This window comes from Streptomyces sp. NPDC058284, from assembly GCF_042881135.1.
Lineage (GTDB): Bacteria > Actinomycetota > Actinomycetes > Streptomycetales > Streptomycetaceae > Streptomyces.
Genome location: NZ_JBHVYE010000002.1, coordinates 285,793 through 310,495, shown reverse-complemented (window position 1 = coordinate 310,495; position 24,703 = coordinate 285,793). Strand labels below are relative to the sequence as shown.

General features: G+C 71.3%; 22 protein-coding genes. 15 read left to right on the top strand and 7 right to left on the bottom strand.

The window, feature by feature from the left end; translation table 11 throughout:
- Window positions 1-28: 28 nt before the first annotated feature.
- Window positions 29-514 carry an ATP-binding protein gene (locus ACFVYR_RS04665; RefSeq protein ID WP_384248444.1) on the top strand — a complete coding sequence of 162 codons (486 nt, stop codon included), beginning with the start codon at window positions 29-31 and terminating at the stop codon, window positions 512-514.
- 86 nt (window positions 515-600) lie between these two features.
- Here ACFVYR_RS04665 and ACFVYR_RS04660 read toward each other — a convergent pair whose 3' ends face one another.
- On the bottom strand, window positions 601-1,677 hold the full coding sequence (locus tag ACFVYR_RS04660; protein ID WP_384248443.1) for a DUF2637 domain-containing protein: 1,077 nt from the start codon (window positions 1,675-1,677) through the stop codon (window positions 601-603).
- 375 nt (window positions 1,678-2,052) lie between these two features.
- On the bottom strand, window positions 2,053-2,916 hold the full coding sequence (locus ACFVYR_RS04655; protein WP_384248441.1) for a (2Fe-2S)-binding protein: 864 nt from the start codon (window positions 2,914-2,916) through the stop codon (window positions 2,053-2,055).
- 135 nt (window positions 2,917-3,051) lie between these two features.
- On the opposite strand from ACFVYR_RS04655, the gene ACFVYR_RS04650 reads away from it, so the two are divergent.
- Complete coding sequence (locus tag ACFVYR_RS04650; RefSeq protein ID WP_384248439.1) at window positions 3,052-3,819, top strand: GntR family transcriptional regulator; 768 nt, start codon at window positions 3,052-3,054, stop codon at window positions 3,817-3,819.
- Window positions 3,820-3,837: 18 nt separating this feature from the next.
- On the opposite strand, the gene ACFVYR_RS04645 is transcribed toward ACFVYR_RS04650, so the two are convergent.
- Together ACFVYR_RS04645 and ACFVYR_RS04640 are read right to left on the bottom strand one after the other, a co-directional pair.
- The gene (locus ACFVYR_RS04645) at window positions 3,838-4,599 is read right to left on the bottom strand and encodes a hypothetical protein (RefSeq protein WP_384248438.1); all 762 of its coding nucleotides are present in this window, start codon (window positions 4,597-4,599) and stop codon (window positions 3,838-3,840) included.
- A 186-nt stretch (window positions 4,600-4,785) separates the two neighbouring features.
- Window positions 4,786-6,501 carry a PucR family transcriptional regulator gene (locus tag ACFVYR_RS04640; protein ID WP_384248436.1) on the bottom strand — a complete coding sequence of 572 codons (1,716 nt, stop codon included), beginning with the start codon at window positions 6,499-6,501 and terminating at the stop codon, window positions 4,786-4,788.
- Between the two features lie 387 nt (window positions 6,502-6,888).
- Between ACFVYR_RS04640 and ACFVYR_RS04635 the strand changes: the two genes are divergently transcribed.
- The 5 genes from ACFVYR_RS04635 (at window position 6,889) to ACFVYR_RS04615 (ending at window position 13,690) form a co-directional block, all read left to right on the top strand.
- Window positions 6,889-7,779 (top strand): FAD binding domain-containing protein, encoded by an 891-nt coding sequence (locus ACFVYR_RS04635; protein ID WP_384248435.1) that lies wholly within the window; start codon window positions 6,889-6,891, stop codon window positions 7,777-7,779.
- Complete coding sequence (locus tag ACFVYR_RS04630) at window positions 7,779-8,402, top strand: (2Fe-2S)-binding protein (protein ID WP_384248433.1); 624 nt, start codon at window positions 7,779-7,781, stop codon at window positions 8,400-8,402. The genes ACFVYR_RS04635 and ACFVYR_RS04630 overlap by 1 nt, the downstream gene beginning before the upstream one ends.
- 4 nt (window positions 8,403-8,406) lie before the next feature.
- Window positions 8,407-10,788, top strand: coding sequence for a xanthine dehydrogenase family protein molybdopterin-binding subunit (locus ACFVYR_RS04625; RefSeq protein WP_384248432.1), 2,382 nt, complete (start codon window positions 8,407-8,409; stop codon window positions 10,786-10,788).
- A 237-nt stretch (window positions 10,789-11,025) separates the two neighbouring features.
- On the top strand, window positions 11,026-12,483 hold the full coding sequence (locus ACFVYR_RS04620; RefSeq protein ID WP_384248430.1) for an NCS2 family permease: 1,458 nt from the start codon (window positions 11,026-11,028) through the stop codon (window positions 12,481-12,483).
- Between the two features lie 46 nt (window positions 12,484-12,529).
- A complete protein-coding gene (locus ACFVYR_RS04615) occupies window positions 12,530-13,690 on the top strand; it encodes an XdhC family protein (protein ID WP_384248428.1) in 1,161 nt (386 codons plus the stop codon).
- Window positions 13,691-13,902: 212 nt separating this feature from the next.
- Here the strand turns inward: ACFVYR_RS04615 and ACFVYR_RS04610 are convergent, their stop codons facing one another.
- Window positions 13,903-14,334: an SRPBCC family protein gene (locus ACFVYR_RS04610; RefSeq protein ID WP_384248427.1), complete on the bottom strand. Its 432-nt coding sequence runs from the start codon at window positions 14,332-14,334 to the stop codon at window positions 13,903-13,905.
- 105 nt (window positions 14,335-14,439) lie between these two features.
- On the opposite strand from ACFVYR_RS04610, the gene ACFVYR_RS04605 reads away from it, so the two are divergent.
- From ACFVYR_RS04605 to ACFVYR_RS04580, 6 genes are all read left to right on the top strand, one after another.
- Entirely contained in the window at window positions 14,440-15,669 is a 1,230-nt protein-coding gene (locus ACFVYR_RS04605) for a cytochrome P450 (RefSeq protein WP_384248425.1), read from the top strand.
- A 494-nt stretch (window positions 15,670-16,163) separates the two neighbouring features.
- Complete coding sequence (locus ACFVYR_RS04600) at window positions 16,164-16,271, top strand: keywimysin-related RiPP (protein WP_384248423.1); 108 nt, start codon at window positions 16,164-16,166, stop codon at window positions 16,269-16,271.
- A 148-nt stretch (window positions 16,272-16,419) separates the two neighbouring features.
- Window positions 16,420-18,300: a lasso peptide isopeptide bond-forming cyclase gene (locus ACFVYR_RS04595; RefSeq protein ID WP_389611266.1), complete on the top strand. Its 1,881-nt coding sequence runs from the start codon at window positions 16,420-16,422 to the stop codon at window positions 18,298-18,300.
- Window positions 18,301-18,314: 14 nt separating this feature from the next.
- The gene (locus tag ACFVYR_RS04590) at window positions 18,315-18,578 is read left to right on the top strand and encodes a lasso peptide biosynthesis PqqD family chaperone (protein ID WP_384248420.1); all 264 of its coding nucleotides are present in this window, start codon (window positions 18,315-18,317) and stop codon (window positions 18,576-18,578) included.
- 116 nt (window positions 18,579-18,694) lie between these two features.
- Complete coding sequence (locus ACFVYR_RS04585) at window positions 18,695-19,111, top strand: lasso peptide biosynthesis B2 protein (RefSeq protein ID WP_384248418.1); 417 nt, start codon at window positions 18,695-18,697, stop codon at window positions 19,109-19,111.
- Between the two features lie 4 nt (window positions 19,112-19,115).
- Window positions 19,116-20,981: an ABC transporter ATP-binding protein gene (locus ACFVYR_RS04580; protein ID WP_384248416.1), complete on the top strand. Its 1,866-nt coding sequence runs from the start codon at window positions 19,116-19,118 to the stop codon at window positions 20,979-20,981.
- A gap of 80 nt (window positions 20,982-21,061) precedes the next feature.
- Here ACFVYR_RS04580 and ACFVYR_RS04575 read toward each other — a convergent pair whose 3' ends face one another.
- A complete protein-coding gene (locus ACFVYR_RS04575; RefSeq protein WP_384248414.1) occupies window positions 21,062-21,871 on the bottom strand; it encodes a polysaccharide deacetylase family protein in 810 nt (269 codons plus the stop codon).
- A 150-nt stretch (window positions 21,872-22,021) separates the two neighbouring features.
- Between ACFVYR_RS04575 and ACFVYR_RS04570 the strand changes: the two genes are divergently transcribed.
- Window positions 22,022-23,059 carry a hydroxyacid dehydrogenase gene (locus tag ACFVYR_RS04570; RefSeq protein WP_384248413.1) on the top strand — a complete coding sequence of 346 codons (1,038 nt, stop codon included), beginning with the start codon at window positions 22,022-22,024 and terminating at the stop codon, window positions 23,057-23,059.
- Between the two features lie 134 nt (window positions 23,060-23,193).
- Window positions 23,194-24,552, top strand: a complete 1,359-nt coding sequence (locus ACFVYR_RS04565) for an MraY family glycosyltransferase (protein WP_384248412.1) — start codon at window positions 23,194-23,196, stop codon at window positions 24,550-24,552.
- On the opposite strand, the gene ACFVYR_RS04560 is transcribed toward ACFVYR_RS04565, so the two are convergent.
- On the bottom strand, window positions 24,433-24,687 hold the full coding sequence (locus ACFVYR_RS04560; protein WP_384248411.1) for a DUF6332 family protein: 255 nt from the start codon (window positions 24,685-24,687) through the stop codon (window positions 24,433-24,435). The genes ACFVYR_RS04565 and ACFVYR_RS04560 overlap by 120 nt on opposite strands.
- Window positions 24,688-24,703 lie beyond the last annotated feature (16 nt).

The following is a 24,703-nucleotide window of genomic DNA, read 5'->3' as shown; positions in this document are numbered from 1 at the left end:
CAGAGCCATCGCTTTGTGGGCGGGGGTCATGACGAGGCAGTCACGTGGGGGCGGTCCCGGAAGAATCGGGGCCTCTTCTCCGAACGAACGGGACGAGAGGACCGGTGAAGCGCCCGGCGGACCCGAGAGCGGTCGGCTCACGCGAAGGCTGGGAAGAGCGGATCTGCGTGCGGTGTCCGAGGTCAGGAAGGCCCTCAGGGAGTTCCTGCGGCACTGGGGGAAGCCGGGAAGATCCGAGATAGCCGAACTGCTCACCAGCGAACTGGTCACCAACGCACTGGTGCACACCGACCACGACGCGTTCGTCACCGCGACGGTGGGCCCGCGAGGGCTCCGTGTCGAGGTGCGGGACATGGTGGGCAGCCACCCCGAGCCGCGGGTACCGGACGCCGACAGCGGTACGAACGGCAGGGGCCTGGTCCTCGTGCAGTCGCTCGCCGACGCGTGGGGCGTGCGGGCGCACGGGGTGGGGAAGGTGGTGTGGTTCGAGCTGGACGGCGGCGGCACGGACTGAGTCGCGCCGCCGCCCCACAGATCCTGACGGGCCGTCACCAGACGAGCGCAATGGCCGAGTCGACCGGACGATCGCGCCCGAAGTGATCAGCCGAACTGCTGCTCCAGGTCCTTCAGCTTCTGCTCCAGCGAGTCGAGCCGGGGCAGTGCCTGCGTGTCGTCCTCCGCCGTCAGGTCGACGGTGACAGGGGTGACGGGTTCGGCGCCGTCAGGGCCGTTCCTGACGGCCTGGAGGGAGGGGCGGGAGCGTACCGGCAGCTCTTCCTGCGCCGGTATGGCAGGGTCCGCGCCGACCTGCGGCGACCCGGTCGCCGACGCGACGGCCTGCACCTCGACCTGACGGCCGCCGCCGCGGCCCTGCCAGTTCCGCTGGCCCCGGCTGAGCGCCTTGAGCTGCGCGCGCTCCAGCTTCTCCTTGTCGCGCCGGTGCAGCCGCGTGCGCTCCTTCTCGCGACGGTCCTCCCGCACCTCCTCGACGGCCTCGTCCAGGGTGCGTACGCCTTCGAGGAGCATCAGCGACCAGGCGGCGAAGGTCTCCCGGGGCGCGCGCAGCCACCGCACGATGCGGATCTGCGGCAGCGGCCGGGGCACCAGACCCTGCTCGCGCAGCGCCGCCCTGCGGGTCTGCTTCAGCGCGCGGTCGAAGAGCACCGCGGCCGACAGCGACATTCCGGCGAAGAAGTGCGGAGCACCGGCATGGTTGAGGCCGCGCGGCGCGTGCACCCAGTTGAACCAGGCCGCCGCACCCGCGAACGTCCACACGAGCAGCCGCGAGCCGAGCGCGGCGTCGCCGTGGCTCGCCTCGCGCACGGCGAGGACGGAGCAGAACATCGCGGCGCCGTCGAGGCCGAACGGGACCAGGTACTCCCAGCCCCCGGAGAGGCTGAGGTTCTGCTGCCCGAAGCCGACCAGGCCGTGGAAGGAGAGCGCGGCGGCGACGGCGGCGCAGCAGAACAGGAGCACGTAGGAGGCGGTGCCGTAGACCGCTTCCTTGCGCCTGCGGCGTTCCTCGGTGCGCTCCCAGGAGTCGTCGCCCGCGCCCCCCTTGGCCGTTTTGCCATGGCCTCGCTTGCCGCGCGCGAGCACCGCCACCGCCACCAGCATGCCCAGGAGCAGGACGCCACCGGGGAGCAGCCAGTCCAGCGATATGTCGGTCAGTCTCATCTGGGGGTCCCTTGCGTTGCGGTAGGGCGTATCGGCCGCCATATTGACCCAACCCCGATGTCGTGCAGGGGGTTTCGGGGCAAGAGAACGCCAAGGGGGGTGCGAGGGGGCACGCACGGCGTACTTTGCTCGAACTCGTGGCGGGGGACCAGGCGTTGAGTTCGATTAGACGGGCGCGTGCAGAGCCTGTGTCATATCCCCGGCCGGGTGGTCGCCGCCTGGCACGCACGCTCGCCGCGTTGCCGAAAAGCCCTAGTAGCTCCTCCCCCAGGCCTGAACGGCCCGGGGGGACCCCCATCGAGGACTTCCCGGCGCCTTGCGATCGCACGCACCAGACGACGCCCACTGATCCGACCGGGGATATGACACAGGCTCTCAGCCCGTCGCGGCGGCCGCGCTGAGCCGGGCGACGCGCTCCGCGTCACAGGTGCGCGGGCAGGTGACGCAGGTGTCGTCGGGGCGCAGCGTGTAGAACATGCAGCAGCTCGCCCGGTCGCGGGTCGGCAGCGCCTCGCCGTCGGGGCCCGTCAGCTCACGGAAGCCGGCCGTGCCGACGTACGGCTTGGTGGCGCCGGGCAGCAGCTTCTCCAGCTCGGTCACCGCGCGCCGCTCCTCGCCGAAGAGGTGGGCGACGTACCAGAGGCCCTCGACGATCTCGTCGGTGGCGAGGCTCCACAGGGCGCGCGAGCGGCGCCGCATCCGGGGACCGAAGGTGTCGAGGAGCGGCCCGAGGTGCTCGGCGACCGCGTCCCGCACCTCTGCGCGCAGCGCCTCCTCGTCCGGTACGACGCGGGCGCCCGGCAACGCCGCGGCCGGGTCGCCGGGGAGGCAGGCGAACCTGTCGGGGCGTACGGCCATCCGGCCCAGCGTGCGCTGGAAGGAGACGTCGGCGACGGGGAAGCGGGGGACGCGGCGGTGCAGGAACCAGGGGACGGTGATGAGCAGGGTGGCGGGCCAGGCGTAGCGGTGCAGGCCGAAGCTGGCGACGACGTCCGGCCGGGCCCGGGTGCCGTAGTCCTTCAGGACCTGGGCGTCGTCCCAGGCCAGGAACGCGTCCAGGTCGGCCCCGCCCTCCGCGAGCCGGGCGGCGCAGACCCAGCCGTCGCCCCGCGGCGCCTGTTCCCCGGGAGCGAGCTCGGTGATGCGCAGTCCGGAGTACACCTCGTGGAGGCGGGCGTAGGCGTCCGCTACGGCGCTGCGGGCGCCCTGGGCGGGTGCGGCCAAGGTGGGGACGGACATGCGGAGGACCACCGAATCGCGATCGATAGCAGGTAAGCCTTACCTTACCCGACGTGATCGAGGTTTCAACTCCGGTCGTGTCCGCCTATGGTGCCTGTCGTACCTTTCTCAGCAGCCACCAGCAGGGCGGAAGTCGTGGAGCAGACCGGAGCACGCGAGGGGGAGTCCCTCGCCGGGCCGCCGCGCGTCCGCGTGCCCGAGCAGGCGAAGGCCGGGGGTCGCGGGCCCCGCGCGGCCCGGGGCGACCACCAGCACGGCGTGCCGGGTCCGCGCCGCCCGATCCGGCGCAGCTCCGTACGCGGCCAGATCCTCGCCGCGCTGCGGGCCGCTCTCGTCGGCGGTGAGCTCGCCCCCGGCGAGGTGTACTCGGCGCCGGCCCTCGGCGAGCGCTTCGGCGTCTCGGCGACACCCGTCCGCGAGGCGATGCAGCAGCTGGCCGTCGAGGGCGCCGTGGAGGTCGTCCCCAACCGGGGCTTCCGGGTCACCGGGCGCAGCGTGCGGGAGCTGGCCGAGCTGGCCGAGGTGCGGGCGCTGATCGAGGTTCCCGTGCTGCTCCGGCTCGCCCGCACGGTCCCCGCCGAGCGCTGGGCCGAGCTGCGGCCGCTGGCCGAGGCGACCGCGACGGCGGCGGCCGGCGGCGACCTCGCGCGCTACGCCGAGTCGGACCGCGCCTTCCACGGCGCGGTGCTCTCTCTGTCGGGCAACCAGCAGCTGGTGCAGGTCGCGGACGATCTGCACCGGCGCTCGCAGTGGCCCCTGATCAGCGGCCCCGTCGCGGGCGGCAGGGCCGACCTGATCGCGGACGCGGCCGAACACACCGCGCTCCTGGACGCATTGGCCGCACAGGACCTGGGTGTGGTCGCGTCCCTGGTGCAGGAGCACTTCATGGGCTCAGGAGCCTGACGGCGGCTCCCGCGGGGATCACACCGCGGCGGCCGGTGGCTGCAGGTGCTGCGCGAGCCAGGACGGTACGCCGCCCAGGAGGCGGAAGAGGCGGGTGGCCTCGGCGCGCAGGCGGGTGGCCTCCGGCTCCGGCTCCGCGTCCGCGAGGGCGGCGAGCGCGGGGGCCGTACCGACCAGGTAGCCGAGCTCCTCACGGATCCGCAGGGACTCCGTGAAACCGTGCCGCGCCTCCGCCAACTCCCCGTCGCGCAGGGCGAGTCCGGCCAGATGCCGCCAGGTGAAGGAGAGCAGCAGGGAGTCGGAGTGCACCGTGGCCCCCGCGTGCGCCCTGCGGTACGCCGCCTTCGCGGACTGCGGCGAGTCGGCGATGTGCTCCGCGATCAGCCCCCTGCGGAAGTCGAGCAGCGGCCGTCCGGGCGCGTTCGGGGCGAGCAGCGCGGCTGCCCTGCCGAGCGCCGTACGCGCCTCGTCGGCCCGGTCGCGTACCCCCAAAACCGTTGACGCGTACGCCAGTTGGCCGCGCTCGCAGGCCGCGGCGCCCCGGTCGTCGTCGTTCTCGGCGATCGCCTCGGCGGTCCGCAGACCGTCCTCCGCCTCGCCCCAGCCGTCCCCCGTGAACAGGCACCGCTCGACGAGCAGCGCCGTCCTCTGGAGTGCCGCCGCGGCCCCGGCCCGCGAGGCGAGCAGCGCCGCGGCGTCGGTCCAGCAGCCGCGCGAGCGCAGCCGCCATACCGCGGTCTGGAGTGGATCGTCCCCTGCAGTCGTTCCGGTACCAGACATGGCGGTATGCGCCACGTTGCCCTCCCCGAGCACACCATTGAGCTGTTGAGTCGTGGGCGAATCTCAGCATGGATCGCGGCGTCCGGCCAAGGGGCTGGGTGAAAGAATTCACAAAGGGCGGGCAAGGAACGGCGATCAAGCCGGCCGGCGGTTGCGCACCGCCGGCCGGCCCCGTGCCCGATGACCTCAGCTCATCCGCAGGGCGAGGAAGAAGTCGAGCTTGTCCTCCAGGCGCGAGAGGTCACGTCCCGTCAACTGCTCGATACGGCCCACCCGGTAGCGCAATGTGTTGACGTGGAGGTGCAGCCGCGCGGCGCAGCGCGTCCACGATCCGTCGCAGTCGAGGAACGCCTCAAGGGTCGGGATGAGTTCGGCGCGGTGGCGCGAGTCGTACTCGCGCAGCGGGTCCAGGAGCCGCGCCGTGAACGCCCGGCGCACGTCGTCGGGGACGAAGGGCAGCAGCAGGACGTGCGAGGCCAGTTCCTGGTGGCCGGCCGCGCAGACCCGCCCCGGCCGCGCCGCGGCGACCCGGCGGGCGTGCCGCGCCTCCTCGAGGGCGCCGCGCAAACCCTCCGCCGAGTGCACGGACGCGCTGACGCCGAGCGTGAGGCGGCCGTCGCCGTCGAGGCCGGCCGACAGCGGGTCGTGGACGGACGCGAGGAGCGCGTCCGCGATCAGACCCGTCTCCGAGCCGTCGTGCTCGGTGGAGACGGCGGGCAGCGGTACGAGCGCGATGGCCTCGTCGCCGGTGTGCGCGACCGCGATGCGGTCGGACGGCTCGGGGCCCGCCGCGATGGGGCCTCCTCTGTTCGAGTCGGTTCGAGAACTTGCTGAAGGGTCGACGAGGATTTCCTCCAGGAGCGACTGGGCGACAGGACCGCCGTCGATCTCGCCGCCCTCCCACTCCACCCGGGCCACCACGACCTGCCAGTGCGGGGCCGCGCCGAGGCCGGGAAGCAGCACCGGGGCGGCGACGCGCAGGCGTGCCGCGATCTCCGCGGGCGCCGCGCCCGTCTGCACCAGTTCCAGGACCTCCTGGGCGAGGCGGCGCCGCACGGTGCGGGCCGCGTCGCGCCGGTCGCGCTCGACCGCGATCAGCTGGGTCACGCCCTGGAGCAGGTCGAGGCGTTCCTCGGGCCAGTCGCCCGCGTCGGCCTCCACGGCGAGCACCCAGTCGGAGAGCACGGACTCGCGCACGTCGCGCGAGGCGCCGGCCGCTCCGCGCCCACTGGTCCGCACGGGGAACAGCGAGTACGTGACGCCGTCCACCGTCACCCGGTGCGGCCCGCGCCGGCCCGTCCTGACGGCCGCCAGATGCTCTCCGGCGAGGCGCGCGCAGAGCGGTCCGGGCAGGGCGGCGCCCGCCGCGCCCGACCCGGCGACCACGCGCCCGGCGGGGGAGAGCACCCAGGCCCGCAGGTCGAGATCGGTGCCGAGCAGGTCGAGGACGACGTCGGGGCCGCCGCCCGTGGGGCCCGAGGTCATCAGGCGGCGGTGCCGGTCGACGACCGCGGCCAGGTCCCCGGCGCGCTCGCCGGAGACCTGGCGCACCACGTGCTCGGTGATCGTCGCGAAGGCCACGGACTCGTTGACCGCGAAGAGCGGCAGGCGGTGCCGGGCGCAGGCGTCGACGATGTCGTCGGGGATGTCCCCGAGCTCGGCCTCACCGGCGGCGAGCGCCGCGACCCCCGCGCTCGCGAGGATGCGTACGAAGGGTTCCGTGTCCGAGGCGTCGCGGCGCCAGGCGAGGCCGGTGAGGACCAGCTCGCCGCCCGCCAGGTAGCGGCTGGGGTCCCGCAGGTCCGTGGTCATCACACCGCGCACGGTGCGGTCAAGCTCGTCCTCGCCGCCGAGCAGCCGCAGGCCCAGCGCGTCGGTGTCCAGGAGTGCGCGCAGCCGCATGGTGTCGTCGCCGCCGATCTGTCTCGAATGGTGTGTACAAACATGTGCGCCCTGTAGCGCCGGGGCCCGCTGTCCCGGGGTGGCCGGGGTTTCCGGGGGGAACCCAAGAGGTTTCTGGGGCCCGTTCTTCATACGAATCTACAAGACGCGCGCCTTGGCCAGCCAACTCCTTCAGTGTTTCGGTGACTGACCCCATCGGACGAGCGAGCGGTGTACTTGCCCCACTCCGCGTTAACAGCACATGAACGAGCAGTCGAGGGACCAACGGCCCTGGTGGCCGAAACGGAATCCCCGGATACGGATACCCCGCAGACGGATACCCCCGCAGACGGAAATCCCCGGCCCCTCGAAGCGAAAGACCCTCGACACGAAGAAGAAGAGAGCCTCATGGACTTCCTTCGCCCCGCCAGCTGGGAGGAGGCGCTCGCCGCCAAGGCCGAGCACCCCACGGCTGTGCCGATTGCGGGTGGCACCGACGTGATGGTCGAGATCAACTTCGACCACCGTCGTCCCGAGTACCTGCTTGACCTCAACCGCATCGTCGAGCTGCGCGAGTGGGAGGTGGGCGAGGAGACGGTCCAGCTGGGCGCCTCCGTCCCGTACACCCAGATCATGGAGGAGCTGCGCACCGAGCTCCCCGGTCTCGCGCTGGCCTCGCACACCGTCGCCTCGCCGCAGATCCGCAACCGCGGCGGCGTCGGCGGCAACCTCGGCACCGCGTCCCCCGCGGGCGATGCCCACCCGGCCCTCCTCGCCGCCGATTGCGAGGTCGAGGTGGAGTCTGTGCGGGGCTCCCGCCTGATCCCGATCGACGACTTCTACACCGGCGTGAAGCGCAACGCGCTCGCCGAGGACGAGCTGATCAAGTCCGTCCACATCAAGAAGGCGGACGGTCCCCAGCAGTACTCGAAGGTCGGCACCCGCAACGCGATGGTCATCGCCGTGTGCGCCTTCGGTATCGCGCTGCACCCCGAGACCCGGACCGTACGGACCGGCATCGGCTCCGCCGCCCCCACGCCCATCCGGGCGAAGGCGGCCGAGGAGTTCCTGAACGCCGCGCTCGACGAGGGCGGCTTCTGGGAGAGCAAGAAGATCATCACCCCCTCGATCGCCAAGCAGTTCGCGGAGCTCGCCTCCGGTGCCGCCAACCCGATCGACGACGTGCGCGGCACGGCGAGCTACCGCCGGCACGCCGTCGGGATCATGGCCCGCCGCACGCTCGGCTGGACCTGGGAGTCGTACCGCGGCAACGGCCGCAGCACTGAGGGAGTCGCATAATGCGCGTGAACTTCAAGGTCAACGGCCGCCCGCAGGAAGCCGACGACGTGTGGGAGGGCGAGTCCCTGCTGTACGTGCTGCGCGAGCGCATGGGCCTGCCGGGCTCCAAGAACGCCTGCGAGCAGGGCGAGTGCGGTTCCTGCACCGTCCGTCTCGACGGCGTGCCGGTCTGTTCGTGTCTGGTCGCGGCCGGTCAGGTGGAGGGCCGCGAGGTCACCACCGTCGAGGGCCTCGCCGAGTACGCCAGGCATCGCGAGGACGCCCACCCGGGCGGCGGCTGCGCCTCCGGCGCGTGCGGCACCTCGGTCCAGGACGCCCAGCAGTGGCAGGCCAACCCGGAGAAGGGAGCCACCGACTCGCAGACCGGCGAGGGCGGCGGCGTTTTCCCGCGTGCGACGCTCTCTCCGATCCAGCAGGCGTTCATCGACGCCGGCGCCGTCCAGTGCGGCTTCTGCACCCCCGGCCTGCTCGTCGCGGCCGACGAGATGCTGGAGCGCAACCCTCAGCCGTCGGACGCCGACATCCGCGAGGCACTCTCCGGCAACCTCTGCCGCTGCACCGGTTACGAGAAGATCCTTGACGCGGTCCGCCTCGCGGCCGCGCGCCAGTCCGAAGGGGTCTGACGCCATGGGAACCACAGGTACACCCACCAAGATCACGCAGGGTTCCAAGACCAAGGGCGGCATCGGCGAGTCGACGCTGCGCCCCGACGGCACCCTGAAGGTCACCGGCGAGTTCGCGTACTCCTCGGACATGTGGCACGAGGACATGCTGTGGGGTCACACCCTGCGCTCGACCGTCGCGCACGCCGAGATCGTCTCCATCGACACCTCTCAGGCGCTCGCGCAGTCCGGTGTCTACGCCGTCCTGACCTACGACGACCTGCCGGCCGCGATGAAGAACTACGGCCTGGAGATCCAGGACACCCCGGTCCTCGCGCACAAGAAGGTCCGCCACCACGGCGAGCCGGTGGCCATCGTCGCCGCCGACCACCCGGAGACCGCGCGCCGCGCCGCCGCCAAGATCCGCATCGAGTACAAGGAGCTGCCCCTCATCACCGATGAGGCCTCGGCGACCGCTCCCGACGCCGTACTCGTGCACGAGGGCCGCGACGACCACCACATCGGTCACGTCCCGCACCCGAACATCGTGCACCGCCAGCCGATCATCCGCGGCAACGCCGACGAGGCCGCCAAGAAGGCCGACTTCATCGTCAAGGGCGAGTACACCTTCGGCATGCAGGACCAGGCCTTCCTCGGCCCGGAGTCCGGCCTCGCGGTGCCCTGCGAGGACGGCGGCGTCGAGCTGTACGTCGCCACCCAGTGGCTGCACTCCGACCTCAAGCAGATCGCCCCCGTCCTCGGCCTGCCCGAGGAGAAGGTGCGCATGACGCTCTCCGGCGTCGGCGGCGCGTTCGGCGGCCGCGAGGACATCTCGATGCAGATCCACGCCTGCCTCCTGGCGCTGCGCACCGGCAAGCCGGTCAAGATCGTCTACAACCGGTTCGAGTCCTTCTTCGGCCACGTGCACCGCCACCCGGCGAAGCTCTACTACGAGCACGGCGCCACCAAGGACGGCAAGCTCACGCACATGAAGTGCAAGATCGTCCTGGACGGCGGCGCCTACGCGTCGGCCTCCCCGGCGGTCGTGGGCAACGCCTCGTCCCTCTCGGTCGGCCCGTACGTGATCGACGACGTCGACATCGAGGCCATCGCCCTCTACACCAACAACCCGCCGTGCGGCGCGATGCGCGGCTTCGGCGCCGTCCAGGCCTGCTTCGCCTACGAGGCCCAGATGGACAAGCTCGCCGACAAGGTGGGCATGGACCGGGTCGAGTTCCGCCGGCTCAACGCCATGGAGCAGGGCACGCTCCTGCCGACCGGACAGGTGGTCGACTCGCCCGCCCCGGTCGCCGAGCTCCTGCGCCGCATCAAGGCCCGCCCGCTGCCGCCCGAGCGCCAGTGGGAGTCCAGCGAGGGCGCCGACGTGCGCCAGCTGCCGGGCGGCCTGTCCAACACCACGCACGGCGAAGGCGTCGTACGCGGTGTCGGCTACGCGGTCGGCATCAAGAACGTCGGCTTCTCCGAGGGCTTCGACGACTACTCCACCGCCAAGGTGCGCATGGAGGTCATCAACGGCGAGCCCGTCGCGACCGTGCACACCGCGATGGCCGAGGTCGGCCAGGGCGGCGTCACCGTCCACGCGCAGATCGCCCGCACCGAGCTCGGCGTCGCGCAGGTGACGATCCACCCCGCCGACACCCAGGTGGGCAGCGCCGGATCGACGTCCGCGTCGCGCCAGACGTACGTCACCGGCGGCGCCGTCAAGAACTCCTGTGAGCTGGTCCGGGAGAAGGTCCTGGAGATCGGTCGCCGCAAGTTCGGCACCTACCACCCGGCCTGGGCCACCGCCGAACTCCTCCTGGAGGGCGGCAAGGTCGTCACCGACGGCGGCGAGGTCCTCGGCGACCTGGTCGACGTCCTGGAGGGCGAGACCGTCGAGATCGAGGCCGAGTGGCGCCACCGCCCCACCGTCGCCTTCGACCTGCGCACCGGCCAGGGCAACGGCCACGTCCAGTACTCCTTCGCCGCGCACCGTGCGGTCGTGGAGGTCGACACCGAGCTGGGCCTGGTCAAGGTCATCGAACTGGCCTGCGCCCAGGACGTCGGCAAGGCGCTCAACCCGCTGTCCGTGATCGGCCAGATCCAAGGTGGCACCACCCAGGGCCTGGGCGTCGCGGTCATGGAGGAGATCATCGTCGACCCGAAGACCGCGAAGGTGAAGAACCCCTCCTTCACGGACTACCTGATCCCCACCATCCTCGACACCCCGACCATCCCGGTCGACGTGCTCGAACTCGCCGACGAGCACGCCCCGTACGGGCTCCGCGGCATCGGCGAGGCCCCGACCCTGTCGTCCACCCCGGCCGTCCTCGCGGCGATCCGGAACGCGACGGGCCTGGAGCTCAACAAGACGCCGGTACGCCCGGAACACCTCACGGGCACCTGAGCCCGCACTGAGGAACCCGGTCCCCCCGCTCGGGACCAGCAGAGCTCTCCGAGCGGTGTGTGCCTCCCAGGAACGTCACACTTCCCGCCGCCCACACCGCTCGGAGCCCCAACTCCCCCTCGTACAGAGGGAGACGTCGTTCGTCTCGGGCCGTCCCCCGGGTCGTGCAGCCCACGCACCATCCCAAATCCCGCAACGTTCGAGCGGGTGCCCCTGTGAACCTTGGGAGTAGGCACCATGACCCAGTCGTCAGTGGAGCCCAAGACCACCGCAGAGGACGCGGGCCCCGGCTCACGCGTCCCGGCCGGAAGGTCTTGGCTCGACCGGTACTTTCACATATCCCTCCGGGGATCGACGGTCGCGCGCGAGGTGCGCGGCGGTATCACCACCTTCATGGCGATGGCGTACATCGTCCTGCTCAACCCCGTCCTGCTCGGCGGCAAGGACGTCGCGGGCGACACCATGGGCCAGAAGGCCCTGATCACCGCGACGGCGCTCGCCGCGGCGGTCACCACGCTCCTGATGGGCTTCATCGGCAAGGTGCCACTGGCCCTGGCCGCAGGACTCTCCGTGTCCGGAGTGATCTCGTCCCAGGTCGCGCCCGAGATGACCTGGCCGCAGGCCATGGGCATGTGCGTGATGTACGGCGTCGTGATCATGCTGCTCGTGGTCACCGGGCTGCGCGAGATGATCATGAACGCCATCCCGCTCGCCCTGAAGCACGGCATCACGATGGGCATCGGGCTCTTCATCGCCATCATCGGCCTGGTCAAGGGCGGCTTCGTGCACCCCGGCAAGGCCACCCCGCTCTCGCTCGGCCCCGCCGGTGAACTCTCCGGCTGGCCCGTGCTGATCTTCGCGGGAACCCTGCTCCTCATCTTCATGCTCCAGGCGCGCAACACCCCCGGCGCGATCCTGATCGGCATCGTCACCGGCACCGTCGTCGCCGTCGTGCTCAACGCGCTCGACGTCATCGACCCCAAGCAGTGGGCGAACGGCGCCCCCGAACTGCACGGCAGCGCGGTCTCGTCACCCGACTTCTCCCTCCTCGGCGACGTCGAGTTCGGCGGCTGGGGCGAGGTCGGCGCGATGACCGTCGGCATGATCGTCTTCACCCTGGTGCTCGCCGGCTTCTTCGACGCGATGGCCACCATCATCGGCGTCGGCACCGAGGCCAACCTCGCCGACGACAAGGGCCGCATGCCCGGCCTCTCCAAAGCGCTGTTCATCGACGGCGCGGGCGGCGCCATCGGCGGTGTCGCGGGCGGCTCCGGCCAGACCGTGTTCGTCGAGTCCGCGACCGGTGTCGGCGAAGGCGCCCGCACCGGACTCTCCTCGGTCGTCACCGGACTGTTCTTCGCGGGCTGCCTCTTCTTCACGCCGGTCACCGCCATCGTGCCCCAGGAGGTCGCGTCCGCCGCGCTCGTCGTCATCGGAGCGATGATGATGATGAATGCCCGGCACGTCGACTGGGCCGACCGGGCCACCGCCATCCCGGTCTTCCTGACCGTCGTGCTGATGCCCTTCACGTACACCATCACCACCGGTGTCGCGGCGGGCGTCATCTCCTGGGTCGCCATCAAGATCGCCCAGGGCAAGGCCCGCGAGATCGGGGCCTTCATGTGGGGCCTGACGCTCGTCTTCATCATCTACTTCGCCCTCAACCCCATCGAAGGATGGCTGGGCGTCCACTGAGGCGCTGAGCCCTCCGCACACCCGCAGAGCCTTGAGGAGGCCGAACATGCTGGACATCGCCGACGAGCTGAACCGGTGGGTCGAGCAGGGACGTGACTTCGCCGTCGCCACCGTGGTGGCGGTCGGCGGCAGCGCGCCCAGGCAGCCGGGCGCCGCGCTCGCCGTCGACAGCGAGGGCACGGCGATCGGATCGGTCTCCGGCGGATGTGTGGAGGGCGCCGTCTACGAACTCTGCCGGCAGGCCCTGGAGGACGGCGACACCGTCCTCGAACGATTCGGCTACAGCGACGAGGACGCCTTCGCCGTGGGCCTGACCTGCGGCGGTGTCATCGACATCCTCGTCACCCCGGTCCGCGCGGACTCCGCGTCGCGGCCGGTGTTCGGCGCCGCGCTCGCCGCCGCCTCCTCGGGGGAGGCGGCAGCCGTCGCCCGCGTCACCGCAGGCCCCGCCGACCTCCTCGGAAGCGCCCTCCTCGTCCGCGCGTCGGACGACCCTGGGGCGTACGAGGGCGGCCTCGGCGGCCACCCGGAGCTGGACCGCACGGTGGCGGCGGAGGCCCGTGCCCTGCTCGACGCGGGGCGTACCGCGACCGTGGAGATCGGCGAGGACGGGTCGCGCTGCGGCTCTCCGCTCGTCGTCCTCGTCGAGTCGAGCGTCCCGCCGCCCCGCATGATCGTCTTCGGCGCGATCGACTTCGCCTCGGCGCTCGTGCGCATGGGCAAGTTCCTCGGCTACCGCGTGACCGTGTGCGACGCGCGGCCCGTCTTCGCGACGCCGCAGCGCTTCCCGGACGCCGACGAGATCGTCGTCGAGTGGCCGCACCGGTACCTGGAGTCGACCGACGTCGACGCCCGCACCGTGCTCTGCGTCCTCACGCACGACGCCAAGTTCGACGTGCCGCTGCTGCACCTGGCCCTGCGGCTGCCCGTCGCCTACGTCGGCGCGATGGGTTCGCGCCGCACCCACCTGGACCGCAACAAGCGCCTGCGCGAAGTGGGCGTCACCGAGATGGAGTTGGCCCGGCTGCGCTCGCCCATCGGGCTCGATCTCGGCGCCCGCACCCCCGAGGAGACGGCCCTGTCCATCGCCTCGGAGATCGTCGCCAATCGACGGGGTGGAAGCGGGGTCTCCCTCACAGGGGCGCACACGCCCATCCATCCGGATGGAGCGCGGGGTCCTTCGGGGCGGATCGGGTCTGTGGCCTGAACGGGCTCGTTGCCGAGTGCGGGTTCGTTGTGGTTGGGCGCGCAGTTCCCCGCGCCCCTCGCGGGTCGCTTCGCGCCCCCTGTGCGGAGTTCCCCGCGCCCCCCCCGCGGGTCGCTTCGCGCCCCCCGCGGGTCGCTTCGCGCCCCCCGTGCGGAGTTCCCCGCGCTCCTTGCGTGGTTCCCCGTGCCCCTTGCGTAGTTCCCCGCCCCCCCCTACGCCGTCAGATGGGTCACCGCCCGGATGAACATGCGCGTCGCGATCGCGGCCAGTGGGGCGTCGAACAGGGCGGGCAGGGCGCGTACCCGTAGCTCCTCGCGCCAGATCAGGCGGGAGCCCGTGTCGCACGGGTAGACCTCGATCTCCGCCCAGCCCGTCACGAACGTGCCCCGTTTCTCCAGGCGGCAGCGGCCCGGTGCGGTGTCCCGTGGCGGGTGCCACGCGACGACCTCCATCACGTCGTCGAAGCCGAGAGGGCCGAGCCCGCTGCGGGCGGCGAAGACCGTGCCGACGCGCGTGGGTCCCGGCGTACGGACGCGCACCCGGGTCAGCGGGACCGCGTCGGCGTGCCGCTCCCACACGGTCAGCCGGGACCAGGTCTCGGCCGGGGGCAGGGACATGTCCCTGATGAACTGGAAGTAAGCCACGCCCCCGAGCCTGCCAGGTCCACGCCTCGATGCGCCCTTCCGCCCCGCCGGGGACTCCGCGACGATGGGCGGTCAGTACGGCACGACCGGCACCCGGAGGACCTCGTGGACCGTCAACGACATGACAGGCTCGACGAGTTGACGCGCGATCCCTACCCGCTCTACGTCCGCGCCCGCGCGGCCGACGGGCTCACCTTCGTCCCCGAGTTCGACGCCTGGCTGGTGGCCCGCGACGCCGACATCAGGGAGGTCCTGCGCCGCCCCGACGACTTCTCGTCCGCCCGCGTGCTGCGCGGCGACGTGCGCCCGTCGGCCGAGGCGTTTGCGGTCCTCGGCGAGGGCTTCGGAGGCCGCCGCACCGTGGTGAGCTCGGACGGCGCCGCGCACCGGCGGCTGCGCGCGCCGCTGGTCCAAGGGCTCTCGGCAGTGCGGGTCGCGACCATGGTGCCGTACGTGGCGGAGCGGGCGGAGGCGCTCGTCGACTCCTTCGCGGGGCAGGGCCGCGTCGAGCTGATGGAGGCGTACGCCCGTCGCCTGCCCGGCGAGGTCGCAGGGCGGCTCGTCGGGCTCGACCCCGCCGACGTACCAAGGGTCGTGCACGGCGGGCACCAGGCCGAGCGGCTGCTCTTCCGGCCGTTGGACGAGGCCGCTCAAGTGGCCGCCGCCCAGGACATCGTGACGATGCAGCAGGTTCTGGACGGCTATGCGCGCGACCGCAGGGCGGTGCCGCGCGAGGACCTGTGCACGGAAATCGTCGCCTCCCTGGCGCCAGGACCCGCCGACGAGCCGCTCACCGTCGAACAGCGCCATGAACTCGTCGCGCAGCTGCAGGACTTCCTGATCGCGGGGCACCTCACCACCACCGCTCTGATCGGCACCACGGTGCTCCACCTGCTGCGCCACCCGGACCAGTGGGAGCGGCTCACGGCGGAGCCCGCACGGATCCCGGCGGCGATCGAGGAGGCGGCCCGCTACGACACGGCCCTCCAGGCCTTCCGTCGCGTCACCACCCGGGCCGTGACCCTCGCGGGCACCGAACTGCCCGAGGGGAGTGAGGTGTTGGTGGCGTTCGGGGCGGCGGGGCGGGACGCCGCCCGGCATCCGCGCCCCGACGTCTTCGACATCGAGCGGCGGCAGAGCGGCCGCCACCTCGCCTTCGGCCTCGGCGCGCACGCCTGTGTGGGAGCCCGGCTCGCCCGCGAGCAGCTCAGGATCACCCTGGAGCTGCTGACCCGGCGCCTGCCGGGTCTCCGGCTCGCCGACGACCGCCCTGCCGTCACCATGCGGCCGACCCTGATCCACCGGGCTCCCGAGGCGCTGCACCTCACCTGGTGACGGGCGGACCGGGGGTCTGGGGCGTGTCTTCAAAAGGGGCGTTGGAGGGAGCCGATGAGGGCGGGAGAAACGATTCACCCTGCCGGACAGTCGCTTACGCACAATTGTTTGGTGCGGTTCTGAATTGGCCGTCCGTCGCCGAAAGAACGCACTGGGCATCCATAAACAGAAGAGCATTCCCTCAGGGCCGCACGCAAAGATCCCGCTGAGTGGCGGAGGGGAATGTGCCCATATGAGGCATTTCGGGACCGTCTATTTGCCGTATAAGGGGGGGCGCACACGCGTACTTCCACCGCAATGCCCTTTACGCCCCACGTGCGCCCCCTGTGCGCCCCATGTCCGCCTCGCGATCCAGAGCAAGCGTTGTGATGTTGCCCCTTTCGTACTTAGGTGGGTCCTGTGGATTCGACCGCACACTGTCCCGAGATGGACAGGTAATTGAATTCGCCGCACATATTTTCCCGTGCGTATCGCCCTCAAAAGGGAGAATGGTTATGACGTACGAGCGTCCCACCCTCACCAAGGTCGGCACTTTCCGCAAGGTGACCGGGATCAAGAACAACGGACCCAAGGACATCCTCGGCGGCAAGCAGCTCCTCTGATCGGGCACGGCCCCGGCCGCTGACGGTCATGGGTCGCAAGACGTGTGCGCCGGCCTGAGCCCAGGCCGGCTGTCGGGTGGTGGCGTCCAGCCGCCACCCGATCCTCTGCTCCGGGCACTACTTCACCGCCGACCAAAGGCCGTTGCGCATGGATTCGCTCCTCTCCCTCCAGGCCGCACCCGCCTGGTTCATCGCGTTGCCCGACACCGCCGCGGCCGCGCCCCTCGCCATCAGGGCGCAGCCCTACGCCTCCCGGGCGCTCTCCCATGCATCCGGACGACCCTGGTTGCTGGGCCGCTGGGATGAGCGGACGGCCGTCGTGGGGCGCTGCGGCAGCACACGCATCGCGGTGATCGGGGAGCACGCTGTCACCGAGCAGGATCTGGAACAGGACGCCGCGGCGGTCGGCTCCGCCTCGTCGGCGGCTCTGGAGCGCGCCGCACGCCGACCCGGCAGCTTCCACCTGGTGGCCAGTGGCGGCGGCCGAGTGCGGGTGCGGGGCGGCGTCGTGAACCTGCGGCGCGTGTTCCACACCGACACCGCGACCTTCGGCCACGGCCCTGTCAGCGTGGCTTCCGACCGGGCCGACGTACTCGCCGAACTGATCGACGCCGACCTCGACGAACGCCGGATCGCCCTCGAACTACTCACCTCAAGCGTGCCGTACCCGCTGTCGGAGCCCCCGTTGTGGCGAAGCGTGCGGGCCGTACCCGCAGGCCACTGCCTGACCCTCGAGGCCGACGGCCGGGCCGCCACCAGGCAGTGGTGGTCACCGCCCGACCCCGTCGTCTCCCTCGCCGAGGGCGCCCGACGTCTGCGAGAGGCGCTCACCGAGGCGGTCGGGGTACGCACCCGCGGGCGTGAGCTGGTGACGGCGGATCTGGGCGGCCTGGACTCCACCGCCCTGTGCTGTACGGCAGCCCTCAGCGAGACCAAGGTCGTCGCGTACACCGCCGCGCTGCACGACGAGTCCGGCGACGACGTGTACTGGGCCCGGCGCACCGTCCAGGAACTCGAAGCCATCGAGCACCACGTCGTACCGGCTCAGGACACGGCCATGACCTTCGACGGCATCGACACCCTCCACGACGTACTGGACACGCCCAGCATCATCACCGTCGACCGCAACCGCCGGATGGGCATCGTGGAAATGGCCGCGGCCCGCGGATCCGGCCTGCACATGACCGGACTGGGCGGCGACGAACTCCTCGCCGGCACGCCCGCCCGGCTCCACCCTTTGTTACTGACCCATCCCTCGACCGCACTGCGCAACATCCGCGGATACGCCGCCAAGTACCGCTGGACCCGGCGGGAAACACTGCGCCAGCTTCTGGACCGGCGCTCCTACCGGAGCTGGCTCGGACGCGTGGCCCGCGACCTGACCAGGCCGCCCCCCGGCACGAACACACCGCTGCTCGACTGGTCCGTACCACCCCGGATGGCTCCCTGGGCCACGCCCGACGCCATCGCAGCCGCCCGCGAACTCATACGCGCCGACCTGTCCGGCATCGAGCCCCGGGGCAGGGGGCACGGTGAGCACCGGGAACTGGTCGCGATGGACGGCATCTCCCAGTGGACCCGGCACATCGGCCAGATGGCGGCGCCTCTGGGCGTCACCGTCGCCGCCCCCTACTACGACACTCGCGTCATCGAGACCTGCCTCGCCGTGCGGCCACAGGAACGGATCACACCCTGGCGGTACAAACCCCTGATCGTCGAAGCCACGCGCGGCGTCGTGCCGGAAGGCAGCCGGACACGCAACACCAAGGCCAACGCCACGTTCGAGGAGGAGGTCGGCCTGCGCAAGCATCGTCGGCGCCTGCTGGCACTGTGTGACGACTCGCGGCTGGCCCAGCTCGGCCTGATCGACGAAGGCGCCCTGCGTGAATGGTGCCGCCGCTCTCTCGCCGCGGAGACGGAGAGCTACCTGCTGCACCCGACGATCGCCTGCGAAGTCTGGCTGCGCTCCCGCGAAATGACACCACCGCCCCTTGGGAACGCCCGCCCCGCCCAGCCCATCGCCGACTGAGAGAGGTGATCCCGGTGCACGCCTTGAGGCCTGGAGTCCTGCTGACCGAGACCGAATACGGCATGGCGCTGCTCGATCAGAAGAGCGCCGAATACTGGACCCTCAACCCGACGGCGGCCCTCGTCCTGCGAACTCTGCTGGACGGTCGTGCCTGCGGCGCGGAGCGGGCCGTCGAGGCGCTCACCACGCAGTACGACGACGTCGACACCGAGGAAGCAGCCAAGGATGTGGACGCCATCGTCGGCGAGTTGCGCTCCGCGGGGCTCCTCACCACATAGCGCCCGCATGCGAAGGACACGGCCCGCGGTCAGACTCCTGTGGGCCTTCCGACGCTTCGCCTCCCTACGCCCAGCGTTTCCCCGCACCCCGCCCTCCTGCGACGGAAGAGGCACGCATGACGACCCCGGAAGCTCTCCCCTTCGACCCGCGTTCCGTGCCGGCGGCACGCCGTTTCGCCGCCCGGGTGGCCGTGGGCTGTGCCCATGTACTGGCCGCCCTGCCACCAGGACGCATCCGCACCATCCTGGCCGGACTGCGTCGCGGCGCCCGGCCCGCCACCCTCCCCGAGGCGGAAATGGCCCGGAAGACGGTACTCGCCGTAAGCCTGGCCGCCGGCGGACAGAAGGGATGCCTTCCGAGGTCCCTGGCCACTGTGCTGCTCTGCCGGTGGTACGGCCAGTGGCCCACCTGGTGCGTGGGCGTGCGCAGCCGGCCGCCGTTCGCCGCCCACGCCTGGGTGGAAGCCGAGGGTGTCCTCGTGGGCGAAGACGCCTCGCCCACATACTTCCAGCGCTTCTTCACCGTGGAATGAGCCGATGACCACGGCCCCCGGCATCGAGGACCCCCGGCCCTCCACCGGCCCCGCCGACGGCTCCGATGCGCCTGACGAGAACACGGGTCCCGGCCGCTCCTGGGCGGCGCAGCGAGCGCTGATGACCCATCTGCGCCCGCAGCGTTGGCGCATCGCCGCAGGTGTCCTGCTGGGACTGGTCGGCAGTGTCCTGGGTCTGGCCCAGCCCCTGGCGGCCAAGCGTGTGGTGGACGGCATGAGTCATGGACAGCCGGCCGCCGGCCCCGTCCTCGTGCTCAGCCTGCTGGTGGTCGTCGGCGCGGTGCTGGCGGGGCTGGGACACTACGTGTTGCAGTGGTCGGCCGAGTCCATGATCTGTGCCGCCCGGTGCCGGCTGACCGAGCGGCTGCTGCGCCTGCGGGTGCCCGTGGTGGAGCGCACCGAACCGGGCGACCTGATCGCCCGCGTCACCTCCGATACGACGCTGCTGCGCCAGACCGCGCCCCAGGCGGTGTCCGCCGCCGTCACCGGCACGCTGGTCACCGCCGCGACCGTCGTCATCATGGGGTTCCTCGACGCCGTGCTGCTCTGCGTCACTCTCGGCGTGATCGCGTTCGTCGGCGTCATCATCGCGGTCGTGGCTCCGCGCATCGGCCGCGCCACCCGGCAGACGCAGGACGCGGTGGGCCACATCGGGGGCGCCCTGGAGCGTGTCCTGGGGGCCTTTCGCACGGTCAAGGCCTCGGGCGCCGAGCACTGGGAGGCCCAAGCGCTGCGCCGTGCGGCCGAACACGCCCGCCGCAGAGGCATGCGGGCCGCGGTGTGGGAGGCGGTGTCCGCCACAGCGTCGGCGGTGGTCGTTCAGGTGTGCTTCCTCGTCGTGCTCGGGGTGGGAGGCGCACGGGTCGCTTCCGGCACCATCAGCGTCTCCACCCTGGTCGCCTTCCTGTTGTATCTCTTCGCCCTCGCTCCCCGCATCGGCCAACTCGTCGAAGGAGTCAGCCAGTTCCAGGTCGGATCCGCCGCGGCTGTCCGCATCGAGCAGATCGAGTCGCTTGAGGCCGAACAGCTGGAACCTGAGCACGCAGCCGTGCATGCACGGGGAGCGACAGCGAGGGGAGACTCCTCCGACACGGCCGCCGAAGGCTGCCAATCAGCACTCGACGTGACTTTCCGTCAAGTCCGTTTCTCCTACCGCCCCGGACTGCCCAGGGTGCACCACGAGGTCTCCTTCACGGTGCCCAACGGCGGGCTGACGGCGATCGTGGGCCCGTCCGGCGCAGGCAAGACCACCGTCTTCTCTCTGATCGAGCGATTCTACGAACCTGACGCCGGGTGCATCCTCCTGGGTGGCAAGGACATACGGCAGTGGCCTCTGAGCCGGCTCCGCGCATCCATCGGCTACGTCGAACAGGACACCCCCGTCCTCGCCGGCACACTGCGGGACAACCTGGTGCTCGGAGCCACCGACCCTTCCGGCGAAGAACTCGCCCAAGTGCTGCGTATGGCGCGGCTGGACACCTCGACGGAACGCCTTCCCCTCGGGCTGGATACCGACGTCGGCCACCGCGGCAGCCGCCTCTCGGGAGGCGAGCGACAGCGGGTGGCGATCGCCCGTGCTCTGCTGCGCCGCCCGAGACTGCTCCTGATGGACGAGGTCACCTCCCAACTCGATGCGGCCAATGAGGCGGCATTGCGCAACACGATCATTGACGCCGCCCGCAGCACCACCGTGCTGGTGATCGCCCACCGGCTCTCCACTGTCATCACGGCCGACCGGATCATCGTCATGGAGGCGGGATGCGTACGAGCGATCGGCACGCACAGCGAACTCATGGAACATGACGCTCTCTACGCCGAACTGGCGCACACGCAACTTCTCAATCGCTAGGTCGCGTCTGCGAAGTGGGCGGAGCCAGCGGGGTATTCATCTTGGCAAGCGTGCGGGTGCCCCTACTTTGCGGACGCGTCCTAGCGGTAGACCTTGCCCGGCTCGGCCTTGCCCGGGGCGAGCAGCTGCGGCACCGTCACGAAGACGTAGCCCCGCTTCTTCAGCTCGTCGATGACGCCGGGGACGGCGGGCACGGTGCCCTTGTAGATGTCGTGCAGCAGGATGATGCCGTCCCGCTTCGTCTGGTCGACGACCCGCTGCTGGATCAGCTTGGAGTCATTGGTCGTGTAGTCCTTGGCGGTGACGGTCCACAGGATCTCCGCGAGGCCGAGCTCCTTGGAGAGCTTGTTGACGTCGTCGTTGGTGCGGCCCTGCGGCGGGCGCATCAGCGTCGGCTTCTTGCCTATGAGCTTCTCGATCGCCTTGTTGGGGCGCTCGAGCTCCTTGCGCGCCTCCGCGGCGTCGACCTTCGTCAGGATCTTGTGGGACCAGGTGTGGCTGGCGACCTCGTGGCCCTCGGCGTCCATCTGCTTCACGAGCTCGGGGTACTTCTCGATGTGGTTCTTGCCGAGCGTGAAGAAGGTGGCGTGGACCTGCTTCTCCTTGAGGATCTTGAGGAGCCTGGGCGTGTTCTCGCTGGGGCCGGCGTCGAAGGTGAGCGCCACGCACTTGGCCTTGCGGCAGTCGACGGTGCCCAGATCACCCTGATCGGCCGCCTTCAGGTTCACGGCGTCCTTGCGCACGGTGCTGGGCGAAGTGGTGTCGAGCTTGGTGCACCCCGTCACCGCGAGGGTGAGGGCCGCGCCCGCCGCGAGGACGGAGGCGGTGCGACGCAACCTCCGGGGGGAGAGCGTCGTCTTGCGGGGGGAGTGCGTGTTCGAGGCTGGCATGCGATCACTATACATCGGGCGTATACATGCCGTGCATAGTCGGGATGCGCAGAGCGGCCGACCGGCTCGGGACACGCCATGGGGCTCCGGCGAGCCGTAGCGTCGTGCCGTCGCACCGCCCGCTCGCCCGCCCGCTCCGCGAGGAGGAAGATGTCACCGTCCCACCGGCCCCGCGCCGCACTCGCCAGGCCCCGCGCCGCACTCGCCATGTCGCAGAAGGCGGCCGAGGCCGTCCTCGAACCGCCGGCCCTCGCCTCGCTCGCCGAGGCCACCCTGCTCGAGCCGCCACCCGCACTGGACGACTTCGCCACCGAACGCGCGCGGGCCGTGCTCGCCGGCACCGAACTCCTCGTCACCGGCTGGGGCTGCCCGCCGCTCACCGCCGACGTGCTCGCCCACGCCCCGGCCCTGCGCGCCGTCGTCCACACCGCGGGGTCCATCCGCGCCCACGTCACCGACGCGTGCTGGGAGCGCGGCATCGAGGTGTCCTCGGCCGCCGCGGCCAACGCGCTGCCCGTCGCCGAGTACACCGTCGCGATGATCCTGCTCACCGGCAAACGGGTCCTGGAGAGCGCCCGCGAGTTCCGCGCCGCGCGCACCGAGGTGGACTGGGCGCGCACTCCTCGGAGCACCGGAAACTACCGCCGCACCGTGGGCATCCTCTCCGCCTCGCTGATCGGCCGCCGCGTCATCGAGCTGCTGCGCCCGTACGACCTGCGGGTACTGCTCCACGACCCGTACGTGTCGGACGACGAGGCCGCCGCGCTCGGCGCGGAACTCGTGCCGCTCGGCGCACTCTTCGCGGAGAGCGACACCGTGAGCGTGCACACCCCGCTGCTGCCCGCCACGCACGGCCTGGTCGGCCGCGAGCTGCTCGCCGCCATGCGCCCCGGCGCCGTGCTCATCAACACCGCCCGCGGCGCCGTAGTCGACCAGGCGGCGCTCACCGAGGCCGTCACCGCGAGCCGCGTCCGCGCCGTGCTCGATGTGACCGACCCCGAACTCCTGCCGCGGGACCACCCGTTGTGGGACTGCGAGCATGCCCTGCTCACCCCGCACATCGCGGGCTCCCAGGGCAACGAGTGGCGGCGCCTGGCCGAACGCGCCGTCGACGAGGTGCGCCGCTGGGCCGCGGGGGACGGCTTTGCCCATCCCGTCCGCCACGACAGGCTGCCGTACCTCGCGTGAGCATCGGCGCGCCCCGCACGGCACCGGCTTCCGTCTCGGACCCGTCGGACGCCGTACAAGGCTCCTGACAGGCCTCCCGCGCAGGCCGATTAGGGTGGTGCCCCGTACACCCACCGAACTCGGGCAAGGATGCTGTGCGGGATTTACTTCTGACTCTGTGCGTGGTCGCGGCCGTCACCTGTCTCCTCACCGGGCCGGTGAGGAAATTCGCGATCGTCGCCGGGGCCGCTCCCGCGGTCCGGGCACGCGACGTGCACCGCGTGCCCACGCCTCGCCTGGGCGGTATCGCCATGTTCTGCGGTCTGTGCGCGGGCCTGCTCGTCGCCGCCCGGCTGCCGGGCCTCGCAGACGTCTTCCCCACCGGCCAGCCCCAGGCACTCCTCGGCGGCGCCTCGGTGATCTGGCTGGTCGGCGTCCTGGACGACAAGTTCGAACTCGACGCGTTCATCAAGCTCGGCGGGCAGGTCATCGCCGCCGGAGTGATGGTCTACAAGGGACTCGTCATCCTCTGGCTGCCCATCCCCGGCTACGGCACGCTCTATCTCGACCAGGTGCAGGGCTCGCTGCTGACGGTCGCGCTGATCGTCATCACCATCAACGCCGTCAACTTCGTCGACGGCCTCGACGGGCTCGCGGCGGGCATGATCTGCATCGCGGCCGCGGCATTCCTCATGCACAGCTACCGCCTGGTGTTCGGATACGGCATTGAGGCGGCCCAGCCCGCGGCGCTGCTCTCCGCCGTTCTCGTCGGCATGTGCCTGGGCTTCCTGCCGCACAACGTGCACCCGGCGCGCATTTTCATGGGCGATTCCGGTTCGATGCTGATCGGCACCGTCCTCGCCGGGTGCGCCATCTCGCTGACCGGCCAGGTGGACGCGTCCTTGTTCGTCCAGGCGGCGGGCGGCACGCACGAGGCCAACAAGGTGATGGTGCCGCTCTACATCCCCCTGCTGCTGCCCCTGACCGTTCTCGCCCTTCCCGTGAGCGACCTCGTGCTGGCGTTCGTCAGGCGCACGTGGCGCGGGCAGTCGCCGTTCGCGGCCGACAAGGGGCACCTGCACCACCGGTTGCTGCAGATCGGCCACTCGCACCGCCGCGCCGTACTGATCATGTACGCCTGGGCGGCGCTGTTCGCCTTCGGCACGGTGGCGGTCGCCGCGGGCGGGGGAGCGAGGCTCCTCCTGCTGGGGCTGCTGTTCGTCAGCGCGACGGGCATGGTGCTCCTGATGCTCCCGAACTTCTCGCCGTCGGCGGTGCTTCGGACGGGGCGGCTGCTGGTGCGACGCGGCCTGCCCGCGCGGACCCTGCTGGTGCGGCGGCGTGGCCTGCCCGCGCGGAGCCTGCTGGTGCGGGGCCCCCGCCCCGCGCGGACCTCAGCGTCCGACGCGCCGCTCCTGGTCGTGCCGTCGCAGCACGCGCACCACCTGCCACACAGCTGCTCCGAGGCCCAGTGCCCCGCCGGTCCACCGCAGCCCCTTGCCGAGACGCGGTGACAGATCCCAGAACAGGCCGGGGGCCATCACCGCACCGAACACGAGGAGCCCGACGACCAGCGCGCTCACGAGCGCGAACATGATCTCGACGGTCATCGCATCCTTCTCCCAGCGCGACTCGCGGCCCATGTCCATGGGGGAAGTCTCGCAC